Source organism: Streptomyces xylophagus (genome assembly GCF_000716435.1).
In the GTDB taxonomy this organism is placed as follows: Bacteria; Actinomycetota; Actinomycetes; order Streptomycetales; family Streptomycetaceae; genus Streptomyces; species Streptomyces xylophagus.
In genome coordinates this window covers 51,540-78,058 of record NZ_JNWO01000026.1, presented here as the reverse complement: position 1 = coordinate 78,058, position 26,519 = coordinate 51,540, and the positions used below count along the sequence as shown (strand labels likewise).

22 protein-coding genes are annotated in these 26,519 nt (G+C 69.8%); 16 read left to right on the top strand and 6 right to left on the bottom strand.

Going from position 1 to position 26,519, the window contains the following annotated elements; genetic code table 11:
- Nucleotides 1-86: 86 nt before the first annotated feature.
- The 4 genes from OO70_RS40740 to OO70_RS40725 are packed head-to-tail and all read left to right on the top strand — an operon-like array spanning nucleotide 87 to nucleotide 7,200.
- A complete protein-coding gene (locus OO70_RS40740) occupies nucleotides 87-2,279 on the top strand; it encodes a sialidase family protein (RefSeq protein WP_043683577.1) in 2,193 nt (730 codons plus the stop codon).
- The gene (locus OO70_RS40735; RefSeq protein WP_043683575.1) at nucleotides 2,279-4,249 is read left to right on the top strand and encodes a beta-galactosidase; all 1,971 of its coding nucleotides are present in this window, start codon (nucleotides 2,279-2,281) and stop codon (nucleotides 4,247-4,249) included. Before OO70_RS40740 ends, OO70_RS40735 begins: the two co-directional genes overlap by 1 nt.
- Nucleotides 4,246-6,450 carry a glycosyl hydrolase family 95 catalytic domain-containing protein gene (locus tag OO70_RS40730; RefSeq protein WP_043683572.1) on the top strand — a complete coding sequence of 735 codons (2,205 nt, stop codon included), beginning with the start codon at nucleotides 4,246-4,248 and terminating at the stop codon, nucleotides 6,448-6,450. The genes OO70_RS40735 and OO70_RS40730 overlap by 4 nt, the downstream gene beginning before the upstream one ends.
- 36 nt (nucleotides 6,451-6,486) lie before the next feature.
- On the top strand, nucleotides 6,487-7,200 hold the full coding sequence (locus OO70_RS40725) for a glycoside hydrolase family 12 protein (protein WP_043683569.1): 714 nt from the start codon (nucleotides 6,487-6,489) through the stop codon (nucleotides 7,198-7,200).
- Between the two features lie 26 nt (nucleotides 7,201-7,226).
- Here the strand turns inward: OO70_RS40725 and OO70_RS40720 are convergent, their stop codons facing one another.
- From OO70_RS40720 to OO70_RS40710, 3 genes are all read right to left on the bottom strand, one after another.
- Nucleotides 7,227-7,613, bottom strand: coding sequence for a hypothetical protein (locus tag OO70_RS40720; protein WP_043683566.1), 387 nt, complete (start codon nucleotides 7,611-7,613; stop codon nucleotides 7,227-7,229).
- A 91-nt stretch (nucleotides 7,614-7,704) separates the two neighbouring features.
- Nucleotides 7,705-9,753: a glycoside hydrolase family 31 protein gene (locus OO70_RS40715; RefSeq protein WP_043683564.1), complete on the bottom strand. Its 2,049-nt coding sequence runs from the start codon at nucleotides 9,751-9,753 to the stop codon at nucleotides 7,705-7,707.
- 63 nt (nucleotides 9,754-9,816) lie between these two features.
- Nucleotides 9,817-10,830: a LacI family DNA-binding transcriptional regulator gene (locus OO70_RS40710; RefSeq protein WP_043683561.1), complete on the bottom strand. Its 1,014-nt coding sequence runs from the start codon at nucleotides 10,828-10,830 to the stop codon at nucleotides 9,817-9,819.
- 245 nt (nucleotides 10,831-11,075) lie between these two features.
- On the opposite strand from OO70_RS40710, the gene OO70_RS40705 reads away from it, so the two are divergent.
- Together OO70_RS40705 and OO70_RS40700 are read left to right on the top strand one after the other, a co-directional pair.
- Nucleotides 11,076-11,885, top strand: coding sequence for a GH12 family glycosyl hydrolase domain-containing protein (locus OO70_RS40705; protein WP_043683559.1), 810 nt, complete (start codon nucleotides 11,076-11,078; stop codon nucleotides 11,883-11,885).
- 111 nt (nucleotides 11,886-11,996) lie between these two features.
- A complete protein-coding gene (locus tag OO70_RS40700) occupies nucleotides 11,997-13,928 on the top strand; it encodes an acyl-CoA dehydrogenase family protein (protein ID WP_043683557.1) in 1,932 nt (643 codons plus the stop codon).
- 7 nt (nucleotides 13,929-13,935) lie between these two features.
- On the opposite strand, the gene OO70_RS40695 is transcribed toward OO70_RS40700, so the two are convergent.
- A complete protein-coding gene (locus tag OO70_RS40695) occupies nucleotides 13,936-14,385 on the bottom strand; it encodes a lamin tail domain-containing protein (protein WP_043683637.1) in 450 nt (149 codons plus the stop codon).
- Nucleotides 14,386-14,573: 188 nt separating this feature from the next.
- Between OO70_RS40695 and dxr the strand changes: the two genes are divergently transcribed.
- The 6 genes from dxr to OO70_RS40665 all read left to right on the top strand — a co-directional run bounded on the left by dxr (nucleotide 14,574) and on the right by OO70_RS40665 (nucleotide 22,035).
- On the top strand, nucleotides 14,574-15,845 hold the full coding sequence (gene dxr, locus OO70_RS40690) for a 1-deoxy-D-xylulose-5-phosphate reductoisomerase (protein WP_043683554.1): 1,272 nt from the start codon (nucleotides 14,574-14,576) through the stop codon (nucleotides 15,843-15,845).
- Between the two features lie 8 nt (nucleotides 15,846-15,853).
- Nucleotides 15,854-17,146, top strand: coding sequence for a M50 family metallopeptidase (locus OO70_RS40685; protein WP_199827503.1), 1,293 nt, complete (start codon nucleotides 15,854-15,856; stop codon nucleotides 17,144-17,146).
- A gap of 168 nt (nucleotides 17,147-17,314) precedes the next feature.
- Nucleotides 17,315-18,472 carry a flavodoxin-dependent (E)-4-hydroxy-3-methylbut-2-enyl-diphosphate synthase gene (ispG, locus tag OO70_RS40680; RefSeq protein WP_043683548.1) on the top strand — a complete coding sequence of 386 codons (1,158 nt, stop codon included), beginning with the start codon at nucleotides 17,315-17,317 and terminating at the stop codon, nucleotides 18,470-18,472.
- A 270-nt stretch (nucleotides 18,473-18,742) separates the two neighbouring features.
- Nucleotides 18,743-19,591 carry a GNAT family N-acetyltransferase gene (locus tag OO70_RS40675; RefSeq protein ID WP_043683546.1) on the top strand — a complete coding sequence of 283 codons (849 nt, stop codon included), beginning with the start codon at nucleotides 18,743-18,745 and terminating at the stop codon, nucleotides 19,589-19,591.
- Between the two features lie 103 nt (nucleotides 19,592-19,694).
- Entirely contained in the window at nucleotides 19,695-20,258 is a 564-nt protein-coding gene (locus tag OO70_RS40670; protein ID WP_051742066.1) for a GNAT family N-acetyltransferase, read from the top strand.
- A gap of 73 nt (nucleotides 20,259-20,331) precedes the next feature.
- A complete protein-coding gene (locus tag OO70_RS40665) occupies nucleotides 20,332-22,035 on the top strand; it encodes a proline--tRNA ligase (RefSeq protein ID WP_043683541.1) in 1,704 nt (567 codons plus the stop codon).
- A gap of 110 nt (nucleotides 22,036-22,145) precedes the next feature.
- On the opposite strand, the gene OO70_RS40660 is transcribed toward OO70_RS40665, so the two are convergent.
- Nucleotides 22,146-22,547, bottom strand: coding sequence for a hypothetical protein (locus OO70_RS40660; protein ID WP_043683538.1), 402 nt, complete (start codon nucleotides 22,545-22,547; stop codon nucleotides 22,146-22,148).
- A 24-nt stretch (nucleotides 22,548-22,571) separates the two neighbouring features.
- Here OO70_RS40660 and OO70_RS40655 point away from each other — a divergent pair, with 24 nt between their 5' ends.
- From OO70_RS40655 to OO70_RS53100, 4 genes are read left to right on the top strand one after another with little or no spacing between them, the layout of a single operon-like run.
- Complete coding sequence (locus OO70_RS40655) at nucleotides 22,572-23,531, top strand: FAD:protein FMN transferase (protein ID WP_043683536.1); 960 nt, start codon at nucleotides 22,572-22,574, stop codon at nucleotides 23,529-23,531.
- A complete protein-coding gene (locus tag OO70_RS40650; RefSeq protein ID WP_043683533.1) occupies nucleotides 23,528-24,109 on the top strand; it encodes a ferric reductase-like transmembrane domain-containing protein in 582 nt (193 codons plus the stop codon). Before OO70_RS40655 ends, OO70_RS40650 begins: the two co-directional genes overlap by 4 nt.
- On the top strand, nucleotides 24,106-25,326 hold the full coding sequence (locus OO70_RS40645) for an NADH-ubiquinone oxidoreductase-F iron-sulfur binding region domain-containing protein (RefSeq protein WP_043683530.1): 1,221 nt from the start codon (nucleotides 24,106-24,108) through the stop codon (nucleotides 25,324-25,326). Before OO70_RS40650 ends, OO70_RS40645 begins: the two co-directional genes overlap by 4 nt.
- Nucleotides 25,327-25,328: 2 nt before the next feature.
- Nucleotides 25,329-25,544: a ferredoxin gene (locus OO70_RS53100; protein ID WP_078651746.1), complete on the top strand. Its 216-nt coding sequence runs from the start codon at nucleotides 25,329-25,331 to the stop codon at nucleotides 25,542-25,544.
- A gap of 53 nt (nucleotides 25,545-25,597) precedes the next feature.
- Here OO70_RS53100 and OO70_RS40640 read toward each other — a convergent pair whose 3' ends face one another.
- A complete protein-coding gene (locus OO70_RS40640; RefSeq protein ID WP_043683527.1) occupies nucleotides 25,598-26,488 on the bottom strand; it encodes an aminoglycoside phosphotransferase family protein in 891 nt (296 codons plus the stop codon).
- Nucleotides 26,489-26,519 lie beyond the last annotated feature (31 nt).

Genomic DNA, 26,519 nt, shown 5'->3' with positions numbered 1-26,519 from the left:
CTGCAGGCGCGTTGGGGCTGGTCGCGCAGTTCCCCGCGCCCCTTGGGTACGTCTCCTTACCCCATCTCATACAGCGAGGTATGTGCATGCTTGCGTCCCGAGTGAGCCGCCGGGCCGTTCTTGCCGGGGCTGCGGCTGGCGCCGCGCTCACCGCCATGCCGGGTTTCACCGCGAAGGCGAATGCGGCGGAAGCCCCTTCCTATCGCTGGCGAAACGTTGCAATCGGCGGCACCGGCTTCGTCACGGGCGTCCTCTTCCACCCCTCCGTCCGGGGTCTCGCCTACGCCCGTACCGACATCGGCGGTGCCTACCGCTGGGACGACCGGACCGCCCGTTGGACCCCGCTCACCGATCAACTCGGCTGGGACGACTGGAACTTGCTCGGGGTGGAGGCTCTCGCCGTCGACCCTGCGCACCCGGATCGGCTCTACCTCGCCGTCGGCACGTACGCCCAGTCCTGGGCAAGCAACGGGGCGATCCTCCGTTCCGAGGACCGCGGTGCCACCTGGACCCGTACCGACCTCGCCGTGAAGCTGGGCGGCAACGAGGACGGGCGCGGTGCGGGGGAGCGGTTGCTCGTCGATCCGCGTGACAGTGACACCCTGTGGCTCGGTACCCGGCACGACGGGCTGCTCAAGTCGACGGACCGGGGCGCCACTTGGGCAGCGGTGACCGGCTTCCCGGCGACCCCGAGCGCCTCCGGTCAAGGCGTCACCTTCCTCGTCGCCGTCGGCCGTGCCGTCTACGCCGGGTGGGGTGACGGCGACGGGAGCGCGACTGCCGTCAACCTCTACCGCACCACCGACGGCAGCACCTGGACGGCCGTCCCCGCGCAGCCCACCGGCACCTCCGCCAAGGTCCCGATCCGCGCCGCGTACGACGCCCGCAGCCGCGAGCTGTACGTGACGTACGCCGACACACCCGGGCCCAACGGGCAGTCCACCGGCAGCGTCCACAAGTTCGCCCCCGCCACTGGTCCTTGGACGGACGTCACCCCCGTCCAGCCCGGCAGCAGTGACACCTTCGGCTACGGCGGAGTCGCCGTCGACGCCTGTCGCGCCGGGACCGTCGTCGTCTCCACCAACAACCGTTGGGCGGCCGTCGACACCCTGTACCGGACCACCGACGGTGGTCGCACCTGGACGTCCCTCAAGGACGTTGCTGTCTTCGACGTGTCCGAGACTCCTTTCCTCAAGTGGGGTGCGGAACAGCCGAAGTTCGGCTGGTGGATCCAGGCGGTGGCCGTCGACCCGTACGACTCGCAGCACGTCGTCTACGGCACCGGCGCCACCCTCTACGGCACCCGTGACCTCACCCACTGGGCACCGCAGATCCGTGGCCTGGAGGAGACGTCCGTGATCCAGCTGATCTCGCCCCCGGTCGGGGAGGCGCACCTGATCAGCGCCTCGCGGGACATCGGCGTGATGCACCACGAGCGGCTCACGGCGTCTCCGTCGCGCGGCATGGCGACGAACCCCGTGTTCGGGTCGGCGACGGGAATCGCGCAGGCCGCGGGCAGGCCGACGTATGTCGTCCGCACGGGTTGGGGCGACAACGGCAACGGTGCCTACTCGGGCGACGGCGGCCGGACCTGGGCGCCCTTCGCTGCCCAGCCCTCCCTCGCCCACGACGCACCGGGGCCGATCGCCACCAACGCCGACGGCAGTACGCTGCTGTGGTCCTTCGTGCACTGGGACGGCACGAAGTACGCAGCCCACCGCTCGGCGGACAACGGCGCGACCTGGTCCGAGATCTCCTCCTTCCCGAAGGGCGCCACGCCGGTCGCCGACCCGGCCGACCCGACGCTCTTCTACGCATACGACACCGACACAGGAACGCTATACGCCAGCACTGACAGTGGCCGTTCGTTCACGGGGCGTGCGAGTGGGCTGCCTGCCGGGGACAGTCAGTTCCAGCTGGTCGCGGCGCCGGGGCGGTCCGGTGACCTGTGGTTGAGCGTCAAGTGGAACGGGCTCTACCGGTCCGTCGACGGGGGCGTGAGCTTCGACAAGGTCGCCAGTTGCTGGGCCTCGTACACCCTCGGCTTCGGCAAACCCGGCCCCGGCGCCGACTACCCCGCGATCTACCAGGTCGGTTCGACCGAGACCATCACCGCCGTCTACCGCTCCGACGACGAGGCGAAGACCTGGGTGCGGATCAACGACGACCAGCACCAGTGGGGTTGGATCGGTCAGTCCATCGCCGGTGACCCACGCGTGTACGGCCGCGTGTACCTCGCCACCAACGGGCGCGGCATCCAGTGCGGGGAGCAGATCTGATGCCTCGGCTCAGCGACGCCACGCGCGGCCGCATCCTCTTCGGCGGCGACTACAACCCCGAGCAGTGGCCCGAGGAGACCTGGCACGAGGACGTCCGGCTGATGAAGGACGCCGGCGTCAACTCCGTCACCCTCGGCGTCTTCTCCTGGGCCAAGCTCGAACCCGAGCCGGGAGCACGGGAGTTCGGCTGGCTCGACCGCCTGATGGATCTGATGCACGGCAGTGGGATCGGCGTCGTCCTCGCCACGCCCACCTCCTCCCCGCCCCCGTGGCTGGGCCGCCTCCACCCGGAGACCCTGCCCCGCGACGCGGACGGCCGTATCGAATGGTGGGGCGGGCGGCAGCACTTCTCGCACTCCAGCGCCGTCTACCGCCGCCACGCAGCGGCCATCACCGAGGACCTGGCCGCCCGTTACGCCGGCCACCCCGCCCTCACGATGTGGCACATCAACAACGAGTACTGCACCTTCGACTACGGCGACGAGGCCGCCGTCGCCTTCCGCGGCTGGCTGCGCGCCCGGTACGGCACGCTGGACGCCGTCAACTCGGCCTGGGGGACGGCATTCTGGAGCCAGGGCTACGACACCTGGGACGGCATCCTGCCCCCGCGTCACGCCCACTACCTCAACAACCCCACCCACGTGCTCGACTTCCGGCGCTTCACCTCCGACATGCTCCTGGAGTGCTACACCGCCGAGCGCGACATCGTCCGCCGGCACACCCCGCACATCCCGGTCACCACCAACTTCATGCCGTTGTGGATGGGCCAGGACGGCTGGCGCTGGTCCGAGGAGGAGGACGTCGTCTCGGTCGACCTCTACCCCGATCCGCGTGATCCGCTCGGCGCCCAAAGTGCCGCCCTCGTGCAGGACTTGACCCGCTCGCAGGCGCACGGCCCGTGGATGCTCATGGAACAGGCGGCCGGACCGGTCAACTGGCGCGGTGTGAACCACCCCAAGCCCCGTGGCCTCAACCGTCTCTGGTCCCTCCAGGCCGTGGCCCGCGGCGCCGACGCCGTCTGCTACTTCCAGTGGCGCCAATCCCGCCAGGGCGCCGAGAAGTTCCACTCCGGGATGCTCAGCCACGCGGGGGAGCGGGGCCGCACGTTCCAGGAGGTCAAGCAGCTGGGCGCCGAACTCGCCCGCATCGGAAGTGAGGTGACGGACACTCACATCACCTCCGACATCGCGATCCTGCACGACTGGCACGCGTGGTGGGCCGGCGCCCAGGACGGCCGTCTCTCCACCGAGGTCGACCACCCCGAGGTCGTCCGCGCCTGGCACCGCGCCCTCTGGGAATCGCACCTCACCACCGACTTCGCCCACCCCGAACACGACCTCTCCGCCTACAAGTTGGTGGTCGTCCCCCAGCTCTACCTCCTCACGGACACCGCGATCGACAACCTCCTCGCGTACGTCCGTGCCGGCGGCACCCTCGTCTCCGGCTTCCTCACCGGCATCGCCGACGAGGACGACCGCGTACGGCCCGGCGGCATGGACGCCCGCCTCCGCGACCTGTTCGGCATCCGCACCCTGCACGAGTGGTGGCCACTGGACGCGGGGGAGACCGCCGCGTGCGAGGGCTTCCGCGGCACACTCTGGTCGGAGGAGATCGAGCCGGAGGACGACACCGTCGACGAGGTGATCCCTTACAAGGGCGGCGAGTTGGACGGTCTCCCCGCTGTCCTGCGCAGGGGCCGTTCCTGGTACGTCTCGACACTCCCGGAGCCGCACGCGCTGCGCGCCCTGCTCACCCGTATCGCCACCGACGCGGGCGTCTGTCCGGTGCTCGCCGAACTCCCGCCGGGCGTCGAGGCCGTACGACGCGGAGAACTGCTGTTCCTGCTCAACCACAGCCGCGACCCGATCACCGTCGAACTCCCGGGCGCGCACCGTGACTTGCTCACCGACGAGACCGTCGAGGGCGAGGTCACCCTCGGCCGCTACGGCGCGGCGGTACTGCGACCATGACCGGCCGCTCCGCCCACACCACCTGGGAACCTCTCCCAGCCTCCCGCTGGGAGGACGCCTTCCTGAGCGGCAACGGCCACCACGGCGCCCTCGTGTTCGGCGATCCGAACGACGACCTCGTCATCGTCACCCACCACACCCTCGTCCGCCCGAACGGCGGAGAGCACGCCCGGCCCCCGCGTCTCGCCGCCGAACTCCCCGCGCTCCAGGACCAGTTGCTCGCAGGAGACCTCACCGCAGCCGAAGACTTCACGGACGGCCGCCCGCTCCAGTGGGTGCAGCCCTTCCACCCGGCCTTCCAGACACGGCTGCACAGGCCGCCCGGCCCGGCACGCGACTACCGCCGGTCCGTCGACTTCACCACCGGCGAGGTCAGCGCCCACTGTGACGACTGGCGCAGCCGTGTCTTCGTCTCCCGTGCGGACGATGTGATCGTCCAGCACGTCACCGCCCCCGACCTCACCCTCGACCTCGCGCAGGACCATCAACTCCCAGGAGCGCCAGCCGGGTTGGGCGTCGGTCACGGCACACTCCTCACCCCCGACGGCGCCCTGCTCAGCCTCCGTGTCCGCTACCCCGACAGCGACCGCGCGTACACCGGGGTGACCCTGGTCGTGGTCACCGGCGGAGCAACCCGGCTCGCCCCGCCCGGAGTTCACATCGCCGGGGCCACCGAGGTCCTCCTCCTCACCCGCGTCCGACGCCACACCGGCGAGCTGGACGTCGTGGCGGAGACACGTGCCCTGCGGGACCTCCTGCTCGATGAGCGGCAGCCCTACGACACCCTCCTCGCCCGCCACCTCCCCCTCCACTGCACGGCCTACGACCGCGTCACCCTCGATCTCCATGCCGACGACACCGAACGCGCCCTCCCCGGCACCGAGTTGCTCAAGCGGCCCCGCAGCCCGGCCCTCCTGGAACGCCTCTTCGCCGCCGGCCGGTACCACCTCCTCTCCTCCAGCGGCCTGCTCCCGCCCCGGCTCACCGGACTGTGGACCGGTGACTGGAACACGGCGTGGTCCGGGGCGTTCACCAATGACGCGAACCTCAACCTCCAGACCGCCTCCGCCGCGAGTGCCGCCCTCCCCGAAGTCACCGACGCCCTCGCCTCCTTGATCCACCGTCAGTTCGACGACTGGCGGGAGAACGCCCGTGCCGTCTTCGGCGCCCGGGGTGTCGTCGCGCCCGCGCACACCGACGGCGAGTCCGGGCTGTCGTACCACTTCAGCCGCGAGTACCCGCTGCACCTGTGGACCGCGGGGGCCGACTGGCTGCTCAAGCCGCTCGTCGACCACGACGAGACCCGTGGCGAGCGAGATCCGCGCACGGCCGCCGCACTGGCCGAAGTCGCCTTGTTCTACGAGGACTTCCTCAGCCGCACCGACGCCGGCGGCCAACTCGTCGTCGTCCCCTCCTATTCGCCCGAGAACCGTCCCGCGAACGCCAGTTGGGGTGCCGTCAACGCGGCGATGGATCTCTCCGCCGCCCGGCACGCGCTGCACACGGCCGCCGACTACCACCCGGACACCCCGGAGGCCCTCCGCTGGCGTGCCCTCGCGGAGCGGCTTCCGCCGCACCGGGTCAACGCGGACGGCGCCCTCGCCGAATGGGCGTGGCCGGGGCTGGGCGACACCTACGACCATCGGCACCTCAGTCATCTCTACGGTGTCTGGCCGCTCGACGAGATCAACCCGTACGACACCCCGCGGCTCGCCGCCGCCGCGCACCGGGCGCTCCAACTCCGGGGCGCCGAGAACGATTCCGCGCACGGGTATCTCCATCACGCGCTTGTCGCCGCCCGTCTCCGGGACTGCGAACGCGTCGCCCACACCCTCGGGCAGGTGCTGGACGGCGACTTCTTCCACGCCTCCCTGATGAGCGCGCACTACCCGAAGCGTGACGTCTACAACGCGGACGCCGCGCACACCCTGCCCGGCGTGCTCGTCGAGGCGCTCGTGCAGTCGACCCCGGACCGGCTGGTCCTGCTGCCCGCGCTGCCGGCGGCCTATCCGCACGGTCAACTCACCGGCGTGCGCACGAGGTTCGGGGCGGAGGTCGACCTGAGCTGGACACCCCACTCCGCCACAGCGGTCGTCCGACCCTCCCGCACCCACCGCGTCGAACTCCGGACTTCCTCCGGCACGGAGCCGCTCGACCTCGTCGCCGGAGAAGACCGCGTCCTCACCCTGGGGGCGCGGTAGCCACTCGCAACTCCCCCCACCCATGGAAGGGACACCATGGCAACACGCAAGCTGGGCCGCGTCATTACAGCGGTTCTCGCCCCCGCACTCGCGCTCGGTGCCACCGTCGGCCTCGCCTCGGCCCCCGCCTCCGCCGCCGTCTGGAGCTCCTGCGACCAGTGGGGCACCACGACCCTGAACGGCTACACGCTCTACAACAACATCTGGGGTTCCGGCGCCGGCAGCCAGTGCATCTGGGCCAACTCCGGTACCAACTGGGGCGTCAACGCCAACCACCCCAACACCGGCGGCATCAAGTCCTACCCCAACGCCAAGAAGGTGATCAACAAGTCGATCACCTCGCTGACTTCGCTCACCAGCAGCTACAACGTCACGGTGCCGTCGTCCGGCGCGTACAACACGTCGTACGACATCTGGGACACCAACTACGACTACGAGATCATGCTCTGGATGAACAAGACCGGAGCCGTCGGCCCGCTCGGCACCTCGCAGGGCACCCTCACGCTGGGCGGTCACACCTGGACCGTCTACAAGGGCAACAACGGCGCCAACGACGTGTTCTCGTTCGTGCGCACCTCGAACTCCAGCTCCGGCACGGTCAACGTCCTGCCGATCCTCAAGTGGATCAAGGACACCAAGGGCTGGTTCGGCAACGTGACCATCGGGGACCTGCAGTTCGGGTTCGAGATCACGTCCTCGTCCGGTGGGCTCGACTTCACCACCAACAGCGAGAGCGTCACCAGTAGTTGACCCACCCGGGCACCTCGGTGCTCCGCTCAGCCGCCCGGTCCTCGTACTCCGCGAGGGCCGGGCGGCGCCACGACGAGCGCGGCGACCCAGCAGCCGAGTGCGGTCAGCACGAGGCCGAACACCGCCGGATTGACGTACCCGGGAACGGTGTTGGTGACGTAGCTGCCCCCGCCCGTCATCTCGCAGACGAACCTGAGCGGGACGAAGTCCACCGAGTAGTCCACGACTTGGGCGGCTCGGGGGTCCTCCGGCCCGCCCTCCTGCCCGTTGGTCGTACGACAGGGCAGTATCGGCGAGGAGTCGGCGCCACCGTCCTCGGCCTGGAGGATCGCGCCCAGGACGTAGAGCAGACCCCAGAGATACAGGGCGAACGCGGCGAGACCCGCAGCAAAAGCGAGCTTGCGTAACACCATCGGAGGAGTCCAGCAGAACAAGATCGGTACTGCTGTGACGGAGGCCACAGTTCCGCGCAACGGAAGCGTCACGGCCCGGGCGCCCTGCCCCCTACTCCGCCACCGGCAACGTCGCCCCGTCCCGCAGGAACAGCGGAATCCGGTCCAGCGGCGCGTCGACCGTGACCGCCGTACCGCCCTCGTACGTCTCGCCCGTCCACGCGTCCGTCCACCACGCGCCCGCCGGAAGATACGCCGTACGGACCGTGGCGCCCGCCGTCAGCACCGGCGCGACCAGCAGGTCCGGGCCGAAGAGGTACGCGTCGTCGACCGACCAGGCCGCCGGGTCCTCGGGGAACTCCAGGAACAGCGGCCGCATCACCGGCAGCCCCTCCTCGTGCGCGGCGCGCATCACGTCGAGGACGTACGGCTTCAGGCGCTCGCGCAGCCGCAGGTACTTCTCCAGGATCGGCAGGGCCCGATCGCCGTACGACCAGACCTCGTTGGGGCCGCCGGTCATGTCGGGGCCCAGTGGCATGCCCGGGTCGCGGAAGCCGTGCAGGCGCATCAGCGGGGACAGCGCGCCGAACTGGAACCAGCGGACCATGACCTCCTGGTACGCCGGGTCGTCCGGGTCGCCGCCGTGGAAGCCGCCGATGTCGGTGTTCCACCAAGGGATGCCGGAGAGCGCGGTGTTGAGACCGGCGGCTATCTGGCGGCGCAGGGTCGGGAAGTCGGTGCCGATGTCACCCGACCAGAGCGCGGCGCCGTAGCGCTGACTGCCCGCCCACGCCGAGCGGTTGAGGGTGATGATCTCGTCGTCGTCCGAGCCCGAGGACCGCAACCCCTCATAGAACGTGCGGGAGTTCTCGGCCGGGTAGAGGTTGCCGACCTCCAGGCCGGGGCCCGCCCAGTAGCGCAGGTTCTCCGGGAAGCCCGGCTTCAGCTCGGGCTCGCAGGCGTCCAGCCAGAACGCCGTAATGCCGTACGGGACAAGGTAGTTGTCGCGGATCTTCGACCACAGGAACTCGCGGGCCTCGGGGTTGGTGGCGTCGTAGAAGGCCACCTGGACCGTCGACGCCACACCCTTGTCGGGCCAGTCGGCGTGAGCCATCGGGCCGTACTGGGTGCCGATCAGGTACCCGCGCTGTTCCAGCACCGAGTGGTTCTCGCTGAGCGGGGAGACGGAGGGCCAGACGCTCACCACCAACTTCACGCCCAGCTCGTCCAGTTCACGCACCATCGCCGCCGGGTCCGGCCACTCCGCCGGGTCGAACTTCCAGTCGCCCAGGTGCGTCCAGTGGAAGAAGTCGCAGACGATCGCCGAGAGCGGGAGTTCACGGCGCTTGTACTCCCTTGCCACGGCGAGGAGTTCGGCCTGGGTGCGGTAGCGCAGCTTGCACTGCCAGAAGCCCGCCGCCCACTTCGGCAGCATCGGCGTACGGCCCGTCACCGCGCTGTAGCGGCGCTGGCCGTCGGCCGGGTCGCCCGCGGTGATCCAGTAGTCGATCTGCCGGGCCGAATCGGCCACCCAGCGCGTGCCGTTGCCGGCCAGCTCCACGCGGCCGATCGCCGGGTTGTTCCACAGCAGGGTGTAGCCGCGGCTGGAGACGAGCACCGGGATGCCCACCTCGGCGTTGCGCTGGACCAGGTCGAGGACCAGCCCCTTCTGGTCCAACTTCCCGTGCTGGTGCTGGCCGAGGCCGTACAGCTTCTCGTCCTCGTACGCGGCGAAGCGCTGCTCCAGGCGGTGGTGGCCGTTGCCGACCGCCGTGTAGAGGCGCGAGCCGGGCCACCAGAAGTGGGCGCGGGCCTCCGCGAGGAGTTCGGCGGAGTCGTCGGTGCGCAGGAAGCGGATCAGGCCCTCCGCGTCGACATGGACGGTCAACGCGCCGACGGCCAGGGTCCCTTGACCCTCCTCGATCTTGATGCTCGCCTCGGTGGGCGGCGCCGTTTCCAGGAGTGCGCCCGGCAGCCCGTCGAGGACGGGTCCGCCGAGCCGCGTCCGCACCCGGACCGAGTCCGGGCCCCAGGGCTCGATCCGTACGGTCTCCTGACGCCCGCTCCACTCCAGCGCGCCGTCCCTCTCACGGAACGTTCCGATGGTGGGGGAGGACTGCGCGAGACTGACCTCGGACTGGATTTCGGCAGGCTGATTCACGAGGAGTGCTCCTGGAGGAAAGCAGACAGGGGGTAACCGCACAAACGCGTGGAGCGTGGCTGGTCAAGAAGCTGACGGTGCCGGTCCCGTACTCGCCCGCACCGTCAACTCGGGGGAGATCAGCACGACTTCGTCGCTGCCGCGCCCGTCCAGCTTGGCCACCAGGTGCTCCACGGCGTAACGGCCCATCTCCTGCGCGGGGATGGCGACGGACGTCAGCCGCACCGAGGCCTGGGTGGCGACCTGGTCGGGGCAGACCGCGACTACCGACACGTCCTCCGGTACGGCCCGGCCCTGCTGGCGCAGCAGGGCGAGCAGCGGCTCGACCGCCGACTCGTTCTGCACGACGAAGCCCGTGGTGCCGGGGCGCTCGTCGAAGATCCGGGCCAGAGTCATGGTCATCGCGTCGTACCCGCCCTCGCACGGCCGGTGCAGTACCCGCAGGCCCAACTCCCTCGCCCTGGACCGGAGTCCGTCGAGGGTGCGTTCGGCGAAACCGGTGTGCCGTTCGTAGACCGCGGGCGCCTCGCCGATGACAGCGATGTCCTGGTGACCGAGCTTGGCGAGGTGTTCGACGCACAGCGCGCCGGTCGCCCCGAAGTCGAGGTCGACGCAGGTCAGTCCGGTGGTGTCGGCGGGCAGGCCGATCAGCACGGACGGCTGGTCGGTGCCGCGCAGCAACGGCAGCCGCTCGTCGGCGAGTTCGACGTCCATCAGGATCATCGCGTCGGCGAGCCCGCTGCCGGTGACCCGGCGTACCGCGTCGGGACCCTCCTCGCCGGTGAGCAGCAGCACGTCGTAGCCGTGCAGGCGGGCGGTGGTCGCCACAGCGATGGCGATCTCCATCATCACCGGCACGTACATGTCCGTGCGCAGCGGGACCATCAGCGCGATGATGTTCGACTTGCTGCTGGCGAGGGCGCGGGCGCCCGCGTTCGGGTGGTAGCCCAGCTCGCGGATGCTCTGCTCGACCCGCTGCCGGGTGGCTCCGGAGATGGACCGCTTGCCGCTGAGGACATAGCTCACCGTGCTCGCCGAGACTCCGGCGTGCTGGGCGACCTCGGCGAGGGTGACCATCCAGCTCTCCAAGCTTTGTGAAGCGCTTCGACAGTGCGCGTTGCTGACAAGGGCGAGTGAGGGTGGTTCGACATTAGCTTCAGGCGGTGTGGGTGTCCATAGGTTGTCGAAGCGCTTCGACACTTTCTCCGAAGACCCGGCTCAACGGGGTGCCCCCGGGATTCTCCGCGCGGGAAAGGCAACCTACGGGCGGGTCGGCGGCCACTGAGAGGTCGTAGACGAACCGTCCCCCGGAAGGACCCCCGATGCAACACCGCAGACCCCGCCTCTCGAAGAAGGCGAAGGTGCTGGCCGCCGCCGCGGTCGCCCTCACGGCCGTCGCCGGCGTCACCGTCGCCCAGGCGGGCGAGACCAGCAAGAAGTGCGGGGCCTTCGACACCGTCACGCTCGGCAAGTACTACGTGAACAACAACCTCTGGGGCCAGGACAAGGCCACCGGCAGCCAGTGCGTCTGGGACAACTCCCAGTCGGGATCGACCATTTCGTGGGGCACGTCCTTCAGCTGGGCCAACAACAGCAAGGGCACCGACGCGGACGTGAAGTCGTACGCGAGTACCGTCCTCGGCTGGCACTGGGGCTGGAAGGTCGACAAGGCGACCACCGGGCTGCCGATCCGGGTCGGCGACCGCAAGCCGGTGAAGACGACCTGGGACTTCTCGCTCAGCTCCAATCCCGGCACGCTCGACGTCGCCTACGACCTGTGGCTGCACTCCAAGAACACCGCCGACTGGGCGGACCAGCCCACCGACGAGATCATGATCTGGCTCAACCGGCAGGGCGGCGCGGGCCCGCTCGGCGCCAAGTACGGCAGCGTCAGCCTCGACGGCGCCATGTGGGACATCTACCGGGGCAACATCGGCTGGAACGTGTACTCCTTCGTCCGCACCGCCAACACCACCAAGGCGACCCTGAACATCGACGACTTCACCCAGGCCCTGGTCCGCCGCAAGCTGCTCGGCAACGACAAGTACGTCTCCGGCATCGAGTCCGGCACCGAGGTCTTCAAGGGCTCGGGGCGCCTTGACACGAAGGCGTACTCCGTCGACATCGGCTGAACGGCCGCGCGAAGGGTGGCTGCTTCGCGGCGGATCGGGTACATACGAACGGGTAGCACCCGTCGGTAACCAAAATGGTCCGAGAACCCGATTCGCGGCGAGGTGAGCCTCATGTCCGCTCCACCCAGCAAACCAACCGTCTCCGAACGCGAGGCCCGCCAGGTGGCGGAGGCCGCCCGGGAACAGGACTGGCGCAAGCCCAGCTTCGCCAAGGAACTGTTCCTCGGCCGCTTCCGGCTCGACCTCATCCACCCCCACCCGCTCCCGCCGGACGAGGACGTCCAGCGCGGCGAGGAGTTCCTCGCCAAACTGCGCGTCTTCTGCGAGACGGAGATCGACGCCGCCCTCATCGAACGCGAGGCCCGCATCCCCGACGAGGTCATCAACGGCCTCAAGGAACTCGGCGCCCTCGGCATGAAGATCGACACCAAGTACGGCGGCCTCGGCCTCACCCAGGTGTACTACAACAAGGCGCTGGCCCTCGCCGGCTCGGCCTGCCCCGCGGTCGGCGTGCTGCTCTCCGCGCACCAGTCGATCGGCGTACCGCAGCCGCTGAAGCTCTTCGGCACGGACGAGCAGAAGGCGGAGTTCCTGCCCCGCTGCGCCCGCACCGACATCAGCGCCTTCCTGCTCACCGAACCGGACGTCGGCTCCGACCCAGCGCGCCTCGCGACCAGCGCGGTGCCGGACGGGGACTCCTACGTCCTCGACGGGGTGAAGCTGTGGACCACCAACGGCGTGATCGCCGACCTCCTGGTCGTGATGGCCCGGGTGCCGAAGAGCGAGGGCCACAAGGGCGGCATCACGGCCTTCGTCGTGGAGACCGACTCGCCCGGCATCACCGTCGAGAACCGCAACGCCTTCATGGGCCTGCGCGGCATCGAGAACGGCGTCACCCGCTTCCACCAGGTCCGGGTCCCCGCCGCCCACCGCATCGGCCCCGAGGGCGCGGGCCTGAAGATCGCCCTCACCACCCTCAACACGGGCCGCCTCTCCCTCCCCGCGTCCTGCGTCGCCGCCGGCAAGTGGTGTCTGAAGATCGCCCGCGAGTGGTCGGCGGCCCGAGAGCAGTGGGGCAGGCCGATCGCCGAGCACGAGGCGGTGGGCGCGAAGATCTCCTTCATCGCGGCGACGACCTTCGCCCTGGAGGCCGTACTCGACCTGTCCTCGCAGATGGCCGACGAGGACCGCAATGACATCCGCATCGAGGGCGCGCTGGCCAAGCTCTTCTCCTCCGAGATGGGCTGGCTCATGGCCGACGAGCTGGTCCAGATCCGCGGCGGCCGGGGCTTCGAGACGGCCGCATCCCTCGCGGCCCGCGGCGAGAAGGCGGTCCCCGCCGAACAGGTCCTGCGCGACCTCCGCATCAACCGCATCTTCGAGGGTTCGACGGAGATCATGCATCTCCTCATCGCCCGCGAGGCCGTCGACGCCCACCTCAAGGTCGCCGGCGACCTCATCGACCCGGACAAGTCCCTGCAGGACAAGGCGAAAGCGGGCGCCAACGCGGGCGTCTTCTACGCCAAGTGGCTCCCGAAACTGGTCGCGGGCAACGGCCAACTCCCGGGCACGTACGGCGAGTTCCGCCAAGGCATCGACCTCTCCAAGCACTTGCGGTACGTAGAGCGAAGCGCCCGCAAGCTCGCCCGCTCCACGTTCTACGCCATGTCCCGCTGGCAGGGCCGCATGGAGACCAAGCAGGGCTTCCTGGGCCGGATCGTCGACATCGGGGCCGAGCTGTTCGCGATGAGCGCGGTCTGCGTAAGGGCCGAACTCCTGCGCACCCAGGGCGATCACGGCCGCGAGGCCTATCAACTCGCCGACGCCTTCTGCGCGCAGTCCCGCATCCGCGTCGAGGAACTCTTCGGCCGCCTGTGGACCAACACCGACGACCTCGACCGCAAAGTGGTCAAGGGAGTCATGGGCGGCGCGTACACCTGGCTGGAGGAGGGCATCGTCGACCCGTCGGGCGAGGGCCCGTGGATCGCGGACGCGTCCCCTGGGCCCAGCAAGCTGGAGAACGTGCACCGCCCGGTCAACTGACCCCGGATCAGCAGTACTTGTCGCTCGGATCCCGCGTCGTCCAGGAGCAGGTGTCGACCTTGCTGCCGGTCGCTCTGGTCAGCGTCGCCGTGTCACTGGTGTTGTTCCAGACATAGGCGGCGCGGTTCTGGAACGTGTTCGACGCGGTGTCCGAGCCCTTGCCGGTGTGCACCTTGATGTACTTGCCCGCGCCGATCTTGATGTTCTTGAAGGTGTACCGGTGGTTCGAGACGTCCTTGAGGATCCACCCCTTGAGGGAGATCGCCGACCGGCTGGTGTTCTTGATCTGCACCCACTCGCCGTTCAGGCTCGCGTTGGACCGGTTGTCCGAGCCCGGGCTGTCGAACCAGACGTGGTAGATCGTGACCCCGCCGGCGGCCTCGGCCGGGGTGCTCAGCAACGTGCCGGTGAGTATCGCGGCGCCCGCGAGCGCGGGCAGGGCAGTGCGTATCCGCATGGAGAATCCCCCCAGGATGTCGTCCACGCGCCGGTCGTCCACCGGCGCAGGACTGAAGTGTTATCACACGACCTTCACGCCGTATTCACAAAGGGGGATTTCCCTTCAATCACCGACGAGAGCCGATAAGCCACCCGCCCGAGGGAACCGCTGTCCCCCCGGCCACCCGTTGCGGCAACAATGGAGGGATGAGCGACAGTCCAGCACCCCTCGCCGACCCACATCTCGTCTACGACCCCGTCGTGGGCGACGGTCCCAAGGCCCTGGTGATCCTGGGGTCCACCGGGTCCATCGGCACCCAGGCCATCGACCTCGTGCTGCGCAACCCGGACCGCTTCCGGGTCACCGCACTCTCCGCCAACGGCGGCCGGGTCGGGCTTCTCGCCGAGCAGGCGTACCAGCTCAGGGTGCGGACGGTCGCGGTCGCCCGTGAGGACGTCGTACCGGCACTGCGGGAGGCGCTCGCGGCGCGATACGGCGCGGGGGAGCCGCTCCCCGAGATCCTGGCCGGCCCGGACGCGGCCACCCAGCTCGCGGGCTCCCCGGACTGCCACACCGTGCTGAACGGCATCACCGGGTCCATCGGACTCGCGCCCACCCTCGCCGCCCTGGAGGCGGGCCACGTCCTCGCGCTCGCCAACAAGGAGTCGCTCATCGTCGGCGGCCCGCTGGTGAAGGCGCTCGCCAAGCCCGGCCAGATCATCCCGGTGGACTCCGAGCACGCGGCGCTCTTCCAGGCCCTCGCGGCCGGCACCCGCGCCGACGTCCGCAAGCTCGTCGTCACGGCGTCCGGCGGCCCGTTCCGCGGCCGTACGAAGGCGGACCTGGCGCGAGTGACCGTAGAAGAGGCCCTCGCGCACCCCACTTGGGCGATGGGCCCGGTGATCACGATCAACTCGGCGACCCTGGTGAACAAGGGGCTCGAAGTGATCGAGGCGCACCTGCTGTACGACATTCCCTTCGATCGCATTGAGGTGGTCGTGCACCCGCAGTCGTATGTCCACTCGATGGTGGAATTCAATGACGGTTCGACACTCGCCCAGGCGACGCCCCCCGACATGCGCGGGCCCATCGCCATCGGGCTCGGCTGGCCCGAGCGGGTCTCGGACGCGGCGCCCGCGTTCGACTGGAGCAAGGCGTCGACGTGGGAGTTCTTCCCGCTCGACACCGACGCGTTCCCCTCGGTCGGCCTCGCCCGGCATGTGGGACAGCTCGCGGGCACGGCCCCGGCGGTGTTCAATGCGGCCAACGAGGAGTGCGTGGAGGCGTTCCGCGCGGGCGCGCTGCCGTTCAACGGAATCATGGAGACGGTGACACAGGTGGTCGCAGAACACGGGACACCGGCCACGGGAACCTCGCTCACCGTGCCGGACGTCCTCGAAGCGGAGACCTGGGCACGCGCCCGGGCCCGCGAACTGACAGCGCAGACGACCACGGCGAACGCGGAGGCCCGTGCATGACAGCCCTGATGATGATCCTCGGCATAGTCGTCTTCGCGGTCGGCCTGCTGGTCTCGATCGCCTGGCACGAGCTGGGGCATCTCTCGACGGCGAAGCTCTTCGGCATCCGGGTGCCCCAGTACATGGTGGGCTTCGGCCCGACCATCTGGTCCCGGAAGAAGGGCGACACCGAGTACGGGTTCAAGGCCATCCCGTTCGGCGGCTACATCCGCATGATCGGCATGTTCCCGCCCGGCGACGACGGCCGGATCACCGCCCGCTCCACCTCGCCCTGGCGCAGCATGATCGAGGACGCCCGCTCGGCGGCCTTCGAGGAACTCCAGCCCGGCGACGAGACCCGCCTCTTCTACACCCGCAAGCCCTGGAAACGGGTCATCGTGATGTTCGCGGGCCCCTTCATGAACCTCATCCTCGCGGTGGCGCTCTTCCTCACCGTCCTGATGGGCTTCGGCATCTCGCAGCAGACCAACACGGTCAGCTCGGTCTCCCAGTGCGTGATCGCGCAGAGCCAGAACCGCGACACGTGCAGGTCGACCGACCCGGCCTCCCCAGCCGCCGCGGCGGGCCTCAAGGCGGGCGACAAGATCCTCAGCTTCAACGGCGTGAAGACGACGGACTGGAACAAGCTCTCCGACCTGATCCGCGCCGCCCCCGGCAAGACGGTCGCGATCGTCGTCGAGCGCAAGGGCCAGGAAGTCACCCTGCACGCGAAGATCGCGAGCAACCAGGTCGCCAGGAAGGACTCCAGCGGCCAGATCGTCCAGGGCCAGTACGTCACCGCCGGCTTCCTCGGCTTCAGCGCGGCCACCGGTATCGTCCGCCAGGACTTCGGCGACTCGGTCACCTGGATGACCGACCGCATGGGCGAGGCCGTCGACTCCATCGCGGCACTCCCCGGCAAGATCCCGGCCCTGTGGAACGCGGCCTTCGACGGCGCCCCCCGCCAGGCCGACTCCCCGATGGGCGTGGTCGGCGCGGCCCGCGTAGGCGGCGAGATCTTCACCCTCGACATCCCGCCGACCCAGCAACTGGCGATGGCCCTGATGCTGGTGGCAGGCTTCAACCTCTCCCTCTTCCTGTTCAACATGCTCCCGCTGCTCCCGCTCGACGGCGGGCATGTCGCGGGCGCGCTGTGGGAGGCGCTGCGACGGAACCTGGCGAAGGTGCTCAAGCGGCCGGACCCGGGACCGTTCGACGTGGCGAAGCTGATGCCGGTCGCTTATGTGGTGGCGGGGATCTTCGTCTGCTTCACGTTGCTCGTCCTCGTGGCGGACGTGGTTAACCCGGTGAAAATCTCCTAGCCATTCGTAGTTTGTGGCGGCCCGGCATCTTCTGTGCCGGGCCGCCTTCCATTGGGTGGGTTTACGGCCGGGATGTGCTCGGGCCCGCACGCTTGACGTAATCTCGAAGCCTGGAGCCCGCTGTTCCGGGACCGGGGCCTTGATCCACGACTTGGGGTTGCACAGCAGATGACTGCGATTTCTCTCGGCATTCCGTCCGTTCCGACCCGGCTTGCCGAGCGCCGCAAGAGCCGGCAGATCCAGGTCGGCACTGTGGCGGTAGGCGGCGACGCGCCGGTGTCCGTGCAGTCCATGACGACGACCCGTACGTCGGACATCGGCGCCACCCTCCAGCAGATCGCCGAGCTCACCGCGTCCGGCTGCCAGATCGTCCGCGTGGCCTGCCCCACGCAGGACGACGCCGACGCGCTGGCGACCATCGCCCGCAAGTCGCAGATCCCGGTCATCGCGGACATCCACTTCCAGCCGAAGTACGTGTTCGCGGCGATCGAGGCCGGCTGTGCCGCGGTCCGCGTGAACCCGGGCAACATCAAGCAGTTCGACGACAAGGTCAAGGAGATCGCGCGGGCCGCGAAGGACCACGGCACCCCGATCCGCATCGGTGTGAACGCGGGCTCGCTGGACAGTCGACTGCTGAAGAAGTACGGCAAGGCGACCCCCGAGGCGCTGGCCGAGTCCGCCCTCTGGGAAGCGTCCCTCTTCGAGGAGCACGGTTTCCAGGACATCAAGATCTCGGTGAAGCACAACGACCCGGTCGTGATGGTCGAGGCGTATCGCCAGCTCGCCGCCCAGTGCGATTACCCGCTCCACCTCGGCGTGACGGAGGCGGGCCCGGCGTTCCAGGGCACGATCAAGTCGGCGGTCGCCTTCGGCGCGCTGCTCAGCCAGGGCATCGGCGACACGATCCGCGTCTCCCTGTCGGCCCCGCCGGTGGAGGAGATCAAGGTCGGCCTCCAGATCCTGGAGTCCCTGAACCTCAAGCCCCGCCGCCTGGAGATCGTCTCCTGCCCCTCCTGCGGCCGCGCCCAGGTCGACGTCTACAAGCTGGCCGAGGAAGTCACGGCGGGCCTGGAGGGCATGGAGGTCCCGCTGCGCGTCGCCGTCATGGGCTGCGTGGTGAACGGCCCGGGCGAGGCCCGCGAGGCCGACCTCGGCGTCGCCTCCGGCAACGGCAAGGGCCAGATCTTCGTCAAGGGCGAGGTCATCAAGACCGTCCCTGAGTCGAAGATCGTGGAGACCCTCATCGAGGAGGCGATGAAGATCGCCGAGCAGATGGAGGCGGACGGCGTGGCTTCGGGCGAGCCGACGGTGGCGGTCGCGGGCTGAAGGGTCCATGGGGCGGGCTGAAAGGTCTTGGGGCTGCGCCTGTCCTGTCAGCGCCGGTCGGCTCTTTGTCAGCGCAGGCCGGCACCATCAGCCCGTCCGGCGCTTGAGGACGAGGCCGTCCAGGCCGAAAGCGGGGGCCTGGGGGCGGCAGCCCCCAGAGACGCCCACTTCACCCACCCCCGCTGAGAAGCAAGCGGCAACACAAAGCACCGCTCAGCTTCCGCAGGTACAGTGCGGAGATCAGCAGACCCTCAGGGTGAGGTCCCGTACGTGTTGACCCAGACCACCTCTCGGGTGCTCGAACCGAGCGACCTGGACGCCGCGCTCGCCGTACTGGACCGCGAGCCGGTCACGAACGCCTTCGTGACCTCGCGGGTGCAGGTCGCGGGCCTGGACCCGTGGCGGCTCGGCGGCGAGATGTGGGGCTGGTACGAGGACGGGATGCTGACGTCCCTCTGCTACGCGGGCGCCAACCTCGTCCCGATCTGCGCGACCCCCAGGGCAGTCCGCGCCTTCGCCGACCGCGCCCGCAGGGCAGGCCGCCGCTGCTCCTCGATCGTCGGCCCCGCCGAGGCCACCGCCCAGCTGTGGCGACTCCTTGAACCGAGTTGGGGCCCGGCCCGCGAGGTCCGCGCCCGGCAGCCCCTCATGGTCGCCGACCGCATGCCCGGCGACATCGCCCCCGACCCGTACGTCCGCCGTATCCGCAAGGACGAGATGGACACGATCATGCCGGCGTGCGTGGCGATGTTCACCGAGGAGGTGGGCGTCTCCCCGCTGGCCGGCGACGGCGGCCTCCTCTACCAGGCCCGAGTGGCCGAACTCGTGGGCTCCGGCCGTTCGTTCGCCCGCCTCGACGAGTACGGCAAGGTCGTCTTCAAGGCGGAGATCGGCGCGGCAACCCCCAAGGCCTGCCAGATCCAGGGCGTCTGGGTGGCCCCCGAGTACCGGGGCCTGGGCGTGGCGGCCCCCGCGATGGCAGCGGTACTGCGCTACGCCCTCGCGGATGTCGCCCCGGTCGTCAGCCTCTACGTGAACGACTTCAACACGCCAGCAAGAAGGGCCTACTTGAGGGTGGGCTTCCAGGAGGTAGGCGCCTTCATGAGCGTTCTGTTCTGAGCCGCCTAAGGGCGCACCCCCCAAGGGGCGCGGGGAACTGCGCGCTCAGCCACATGCGGCCCGCACTCAAACGACAACCGCCACCCCCCTGTACTCTCCCCACATGCGATTTCCCGGTCACGGCCACCGCCACCCCGAAGACGTCGTGATCACCCCCCTGGACCTCTCGGCCCACGTAGACGAAGCCCTCGCAGTCCAAGCCCTCGCATTCGGCCTGGGCCCGGACGAGGTAGCCGTACGCAGACAGATCGTCCTGCGCCACATGACCTACCCCGGCGCCAACGCCCTCGGCGCCACCACCCAGGGCCGACTGGTCGGTTTCGTCTACGGCATGCCCAACAACCGCACCCACTGGTGGTCCACGGTCGTAGAGCCGTACCTCCGCGCCGGCGGCCACGACACCTGGCTCGACGACTCCTTCGTGATCACCGAGCTGCACGTCCACCCGCACTACCAGAACCGCGGCCTCGGCCGTTCCCTGATCACCACCATCACGGACGCCGCCACCGAACCCCGCTCGATCCTCTCCGCGATCGACACCGACAGCCCGGCAAGGGGCCTCTACCGTTCCCTCGGCTACGAGGACCTCGCCCGCCAGGTCCTGTTCCCGAGCGCCCCTAAGCCGTACGCAGTGATGGGCGCCCCGCTGCCACTCCGCCGCCGTTAACCGATTTCCACCGGCACAGCGAGCCCGGCTAACCTCCTAGCCATCACCCTTTCCCGGCAGGAGTACAGGAACCATGGCGAACGCACCGGTCCAGCGCATGTCCCAGTTGATGGCGAAGACGCTGCGCGACGACCCGGCGGACGCCGAGGTCCTCAGTCACAAGCTGCTCGTCCGCGCCGGCTACGTCCGTCGCACGGCCGCCGGCATCTGGTCCTGGCTGCCCCTCGGCAAGAAGGTCCTCTCCAACGTCGAGCGGATCGTGCGTGAGGAGATGGACGCGATCGGCGCCCAGGAGGTGCTGCTCCCCGCGATCCTGCCCCGCGAGCCGTACGAGGCGACCGGCCGCTGGGAGGAGTACGGCCCCGAGCTGTTCCGCCTCCAGGACCGCAAGGGCGGCGACTACCTCCTCGGCCCCACCCACGAGGAGATCTTCACGCTGATCGTGAAGGACCAGGCGTCCTCCTACAAGGACCTGCCGGTCATCCTCTACCAGATCCAGAACAAGTACCGCGACGAGGCCCGCCCCCGCGCCGGCATCCTCCGCGGCCGCGAGTTCCTGATGAAGGACTCGTACTCCTTCGACACGGAGGACGAGGGCCTCGCCAAGTCGTACGCCCTGCACCGCGAGGCCTACCAGAAGGTCTTCGCGCGCCTGGGCCTCGACTACCGCATCTGCGCTGCCACCGCGGGCGCGATGGGCGGCTCCAAGTCGGAGGAGTTCCTGGCCCCTGCCGAGGCCGGCGAGGACACCTTCGCGGACTGCCCGAACTGTGACTTCGCGGCCAACACCGAAGCGATCACGTACGAGTTGAAGCCCGTGGACGCCACCGGCGTGCCCGCGCTCGAAGAGATCCCGACCCCCGACACCCCCACCATCGAGACCCTCGCCGCCCACCTGGGCGTCGAGGCCTCCGCCACCCTGAAGAACCTCCTCGTGAAGGTCGACGGCGAGATCGTGGCCGTGGGTGTCCCCGGCGACCGCGAGGTCGACCTGGGCAAGGTCGAGGCCCATTTCGCCCCCGCCGCAGTGGAGTTGGTGACGGCGGAGGACTTCACCGGCCGCCCCGACCTGGTGCGCGGGTACGTCGGTCCGCAGGGCCTGGGCGAGAAGGTCACGTACATCGCCGACCTGCGCGTGGCCCCCGGCACGGCATGGATCACCGGCGCCAACAAGCAGGGCACGCACGCGAAGAACGTCGTCGCGGGCCGTGACTTCGAGGTCGGCGAGTACGTCGACGTGGTGGTCGTGCAGGAGGGCGACCCCTGCCCCAAGTGCGGCACCGGCCTCAAGCTGGACCGTGCCATCGAGATCGGCCACATCTTCCAGCTCGGCCGCAAGTACGCCGACGCCCTCAAGCTCGACGTCCTCGGCCAGCACGGCAAGCCGGTCCGCGTGACCATGGGTTCCTACGGCATTGGGGTCTCCCGCGCGGTCGCCGCCCTGGCCGAGCAGACCGCCGACGACAAGGGCCTGTGCTGGCCCGCCGAGGTCGCTCCGGCCGACGTCCACGTCGTAGCCGCGGGCAAGGCCCTCCAGACCGAACTCGCCCTGGACGTCTCGGAGAAGCTGCGCGCGGCCGGTCTGCGCGTCCTGGTCGACGACCGTGCCGGGGTCTCCCCGGGCGTGAAGTTCACCGACTCCGAGCTGATCGGCGTACCGAAGATCCTGGTCGCGGGCCGCCGCTCCGCCGAGGGCGTCCTGGAACTGAAGGACCGCAGGACGGGCGAGCGCGAGGAGCTGACCGTAGACGAGGCGATCGCCCGCCTCACCGCGTAAGCAAGCGCCGCGTAAGCAAGTGCCGCGTGAGCGGGGTCGATGGGGGCTTGTTGAAGCCTCAAGCAATTTAAGATTCCTCTCAGAGAGTTCTCGGGAGGCGTATGGGCGCCTCACAGACTTCTCTCAGGCTGTTCCCCGACCGTAGTGAGTGACAGAGCGTCACTGCGGAGGGGAACGGTCATGACAGTCAAGGAGCGTGGGGCCGCTGCGGCGGTCCGCAGAGGCAAGCGGCGCATCGCGGCGGCCACGGCAGCGGTCACGCTGGCGGCGGCGGCCGGGGTGTTCGCCCTGGTCGGCACGATGCAGTCGGCCGCGGACGCGGACACGACGGCGAGCAGCACCGGCACGACCAGTTCGTCGTCGCCGTCACCGTCGGCCTCTGCTTCCAGTTCATCCACGACGGACAGCTCGTCCTCGTCTTCTTCATCCTCTTCCTCCTCCTCATCTTCGTCGGACCTCCAGTCGTCCTCGTCCGGCGTGACGTCGTCCTCCGGCAGCTCCACCGACTCCACGTCGGGAGCGTCGTGATGAGTGCGATGACCACAGCGACCCCGCGCACGACGGCCGCCGCCGACTGGCACGCCCTGGGGACCAGCGTCCGGCTGGTCGTCACCGACCCGGCCCTGCTGGACTCCTGCAACCTGCTCCTCGCCCGGCACCTCGCCGAGGTCGACGCGGCCTGCAGCAGGTTCCGTACCGACTCCGAACTGGCCGCGCTCGACGCGTCGTTGGGCCGCCCGATCACCGTCAGCCCCCTCCTCGCCGAGGCCCTCGCGGTCGCCCTGCGCGCCGCCGAGGCGACGGACGGCGCGGTCGACCCGACGGTCGGCTCGGCGATGAACGCGATCGGCTACGACCGTGACTTCACCCTCGTCCGTGAGGACGACCGCCCGATCCGGCTCACCGTGAAGCGCGCCCCGGGCTGGCGCAAGATCGACCTGGACCGCGCGACGGGCACGGTCACCGTCCCGGCCGGCATCCAGCTGGACCTCGGCGCCACGGCGAAGGCCTGGGCCGCCGACAAGGCCGCCGCGATGCTCGCCGAAGTGGCCGGCTGCGGAGTCCTGGTGAGCCTGGGCGGCGACACGGCCGTGGCGGGGGAGCCCCCGGCCGGCGGCTGGAACATCCGCGTCCAGGACGTCACCGGCTCCGTCGACGAGACGCCCGCGCACGGCACGTACGCCACGATCGGCCTGCGCTCCGGCGGCCTCGCCACTTCCGGCACGGCCGCTCGCCGCTGGCGCCGGGGCGGCTACGAACTGCACCACATCGTCGACCCGCGCACCGGCCTCCCCGTCCGCAGCCCCTGGCGCACGGTCTCGGTCGCCGCGGCGACGAGCGCCGACGCCAACGCGGCGAGCACGGCGTGCCTGGTCAAGGGCGCGGGCGCGGAACGCTGGCTGACCCGCCTGGGCCTCCCCGCGCGCCTGGTCGCACAGGACGGCACGGTCGTCACGACCCCGGGCTGGCCGACCTCTCAGGCGGCCGCCGCATGAGCTCCGAGATCCTCTGGTACGCCAACCGCGCCACCGGTGCCGTCTGCCTCGTCCTGTTCACGGTCGTGGTCCTGCTCGGCATCGCGGTCCGCCTGCGCACCCGGCTCCCCGGCCTGCCCCGCTTCGGCACGGTGAACCTGCACCGCACCCTGTCCCTCTCCGCGACGGCCTTCCTGGCCCTGCACATCGCGATGGCGGTGATCGACGGATACGTGAACATCACCGTCGTCGACGCGATCGTCCCCTTCGTCTCCGACTACGAACCTTTCTGGCTCGGCCTCGGCACGGTCGCCTTCGACCTGATGCTCGCGGTCCTGGTGACCAGCCTCCTCCGCGAACGCATCGGCCACCGCACCTGGCGGGCCCTCCACTGGCTCGCATACGCCTCCTGGCCGGTAGCCCTGATCCACGGCATCGGCATCGGCACGGACACCGGCACCGACTGGATGACCTGGCTGACCCTGTCCTGCGTGGCAGCGGTGGTCGCCGCCTTCGGCATCCGCCTGGCCCACTCCGCCCGCGCCTCCCGCCGCACCCCCGCAGCCCTGCTCCGCACCGCCGAAGGAGCCCGCTCATGACCACCACGACCTTCACCGACGTCTACATGTCCCCCCGCCTCCTCGCCCCCGGCGGCACCGCGGCCGACCTCGCCACCCACGAACAGCGCTACGGCCCACTGTCCTACGGCGATCCCGACGGCCTCCTGAGAACCGTCGCCGAATCCGGCCTCACCGGACGCGGAGGCGCCGCCTTCCCGACGTACCGCAAACTGGTCGCGGTGGCCGACGCGAGCCGCCGCACGGGCCGCGCAGCCGTGGTCGTAGCGAACGGCGCGGAGGGCGAACCGGCCAGCCGCAAGGACAAGACGCTCCTTCGCCTCTCCCCCCATCTGGTCCTGGACGGCCTGCAGTTGGCGGCGCAGGCAGTCGGCGCGGGTGAGGCCCACCTGGCGGTGGAGGACGGCGCGTCCTACCTGGAATCGGCCCTGTCCCAACGCAACGACCCACTACCCGTACGAGTCGTCCGCCTACCCAAACGCTTCCTGTCCGGCCAGGCCTCGGCCCTCGCGCAATACGTCTCCGGGAACGCCCCGCTGCCCCGCCACCAACGCCCTCCGGTCCGCGAACGCGGGGTACACAAGGCCCCCACCCTCGTCCAGAACGTGGAAACCCTGGCCCACCTCGCCCTGGTCGCCCGCTACGGCGCCGACTGGTTCCGCACCGCTGGCACCCCCACGCAACCGGGCAGCACCCTGTGCACGTTGCACGTGCCGGACCGCGAAGTCCGGGTGGTGGAAGCCCCGTTCGGACTCCCCCTGAACAGACTGCTGCCTCTCCAGGGGATGTCCGCAGTCCTAGTCGGCGGCTACCACGGCACCTGGATCCCGGCCGCCGATGCAGCCCAACGCACCCTGAACGCGGCCGACTTGGGGGCGGGCGTCCTGGCCGCACTCCCCGCCAACCGCTGCGGAGTGGCGGAAACCGCCCGCGTACTGCGCTACTTGGCCCTCCAGTCGGCCGGCCAGTGCGGCCCCTGCCTCAACGGCCTCCCGCGCATTGCCTCCGCCTTCCAGACCCTGGCCACCCCGGGCTCCCAGGGCAACACCCGCCAGGACGTGGCCCGTTGGTCGGGCCTGGTCGAGGGCCGAGGCGCCTGCCACCACCCCGACGGCACGGTCCGCCTGGTCCGCAGCGCGCTGACCACGTTCGCCAGTGAACTCGACGCCCACGCAAGGGGCTTGTGCACGGCGACGGACCCCACCCCCCTGCTCCCGATCCCGAACGAGGCCCACTGACCATGGACCAACAGCAGATCGACATCGACTGGACCGCGTGCCAGGGACATGGCCTGTGCGCGGAACTGCTCCCCGACCACATCACCCTGGACGAGTGGGGCTACCCGCTGCTGGACGGCGCCCCAATCCCGCCCCGAACCCTGAAACGGGCCCGCAGAGCAGCATCGGACTGCCCAGTCCTAGCCTTGAAACTAAGTCCAGCTGCAGCGCCCCGATAGGGGCGCGGGGAACTGCGCGACCAGCCCCCACGCACCCGCAGAAGAAACACGACCTATAGCCACCCGGCAAATTCCAGCAACAACTCAGCATCCCGAGGCCGCCCCACCCGAAGCGCCCTCACCCCCGACTCAACAGCCCGGAACAACGTCCACCCCCGCAACCGCTCCTGATCCACATCCAAGGACTCAGCAAGCCGCTTAACCCGCCGCCGAGTCGTGGACGCCCCCGACGGCGTAGCGATCAGATCCTCCACCCGATCCCGCACCAACCGAGCCAGATCAAACGCACACTCACCCACCACCGGATCCGGCCCCACGGCCAACCACGGCACCCGATCCCCGGCCAACACCTTGCTCTGCCGAAACGTCCCATGCAGCAACCGCTGCTCCGGCGGCGCAGCCAACAACGCCTCACGCGCCTCGAGAGCCGCGCTCACCAGTGACGCCACCTCCGCGGACGCGCCCCGCATCGCCGCCGCCTGCCGTCCGGTCCGCTCGCTCACGGTCTCAAAAACATGGTCCGTCGGCGGCTCCACCCACAGCCGCCGCAACGTCCCAGCCGCCTCCAGCAACGCCTTAGCCTCCGGCAACGACCGCACAGACACATCGGGATGCAACCGCTCCAGCACCAGCACACCCTCACCGGCCGACGCCTCGATCAGCTGCACGGCACCCCGCCCGCCCCAGTGGGCGAGCGCGGCCCGCTCGCTCTCCGGCCGGGCCCGGCGCGGGGCCAGCTTCAGTACCGCCGGGGTCCCGTCAGGCCTCCGCACCAGCACGACCAGGCTGCTGCGCCCGCCCGGCACCTGCACCCGCTCCACAGTCAACTCGCGTAGATCAACGGCCTGTTGGGCCACCTCGGGCAGCTTCTCCAACCAGTCGTCACCGCTCGGTGCCGTCTCACCGAGCGCCCTCACCAGACGCTGCGGCGGTTCGAAAGCCATGCGCGAGTTGTTCCCTTCCTGCGGTCCTGCC

Coding starts and splice junctions, on each gene's coding strand:
- OO70_RS40735 (WP_043683575.1), top strand. CDS start 2,279: ATGCCTCGGCTCAGCGACGCCACGCGCGGCCGCATCCTCTTCGGCGGC.
- dxr (WP_043683554.1), top strand. CDS start 14,574: ATGAGCGACAGTCCAGCACCCCTCGCCGACCCACATCTCGTCTACGAC.
- OO70_RS53100 (WP_078651746.1), top strand. CDS start 25,329: ATGGACCAACAGCAGATCGACATCGACTGGACCGCGTGCCAGGGACAT.
- ispG (WP_043683548.1), top strand. CDS start 17,315: ATGACTGCGATTTCTCTCGGCATTCCGTCCGTTCCGACCCGGCTTGCC.
- OO70_RS40700 (WP_043683557.1), top strand. CDS start 11,997: ATGTCCGCTCCACCCAGCAAACCAACCGTCTCCGAACGCGAGGCCCGC.
- OO70_RS40740 (WP_043683577.1), top strand. CDS start 87: ATGCTTGCGTCCCGAGTGAGCCGCCGGGCCGTTCTTGCCGGGGCTGCG.
- OO70_RS40720 (WP_043683566.1), bottom strand. CDS start 7,613: ATGGTGTTACGCAAGCTCGCTTTTGCTGCGGGTCTCGCCGCGTTCGCC.
- OO70_RS40665 (WP_043683541.1), top strand. CDS start 20,332: ATGGCGAACGCACCGGTCCAGCGCATGTCCCAGTTGATGGCGAAGACG.
- OO70_RS40725 (WP_043683569.1), top strand. CDS start 6,487: ATGGCAACACGCAAGCTGGGCCGCGTCATTACAGCGGTTCTCGCCCCC.
- OO70_RS40730 (WP_043683572.1), top strand. CDS start 4,246: ATGACCGGCCGCTCCGCCCACACCACCTGGGAACCTCTCCCAGCCTCC.
- OO70_RS40685 (WP_199827503.1), top strand. CDS start 15,854: ATGATGATCCTCGGCATAGTCGTCTTCGCGGTCGGCCTGCTGGTCTCG.
- OO70_RS40695 (WP_043683637.1), bottom strand. CDS start 14,385: ATGCGGATACGCACTGCCCTGCCCGCGCTCGCGGGCGCCGCGATACTC.
- OO70_RS40670 (WP_051742066.1), top strand. CDS start 19,695: ATGCGATTTCCCGGTCACGGCCACCGCCACCCCGAAGACGTCGTGATC.
- OO70_RS40705 (WP_043683559.1), top strand. CDS start 11,076: ATGCAACACCGCAGACCCCGCCTCTCGAAGAAGGCGAAGGTGCTGGCC.
- OO70_RS40640 (WP_043683527.1), bottom strand. CDS start 26,488: ATGGCTTTCGAACCGCCGCAGCGTCTGGTGAGGGCGCTCGGTGAGACG.
- OO70_RS40710 (WP_043683561.1), bottom strand. CDS start 10,830: ATGGTCACCCTCGCCGAGGTCGCCCAGCACGCCGGAGTCTCGGCGAGC.
- OO70_RS40650 (WP_043683533.1), top strand. CDS start 23,528: ATGAGCTCCGAGATCCTCTGGTACGCCAACCGCGCCACCGGTGCCGTC.
- OO70_RS40645 (WP_043683530.1), top strand. CDS start 24,106: ATGACCACCACGACCTTCACCGACGTCTACATGTCCCCCCGCCTCCTC.
- OO70_RS40655 (WP_043683536.1), top strand. CDS start 22,572: ATGACCACAGCGACCCCGCGCACGACGGCCGCCGCCGACTGGCACGCC.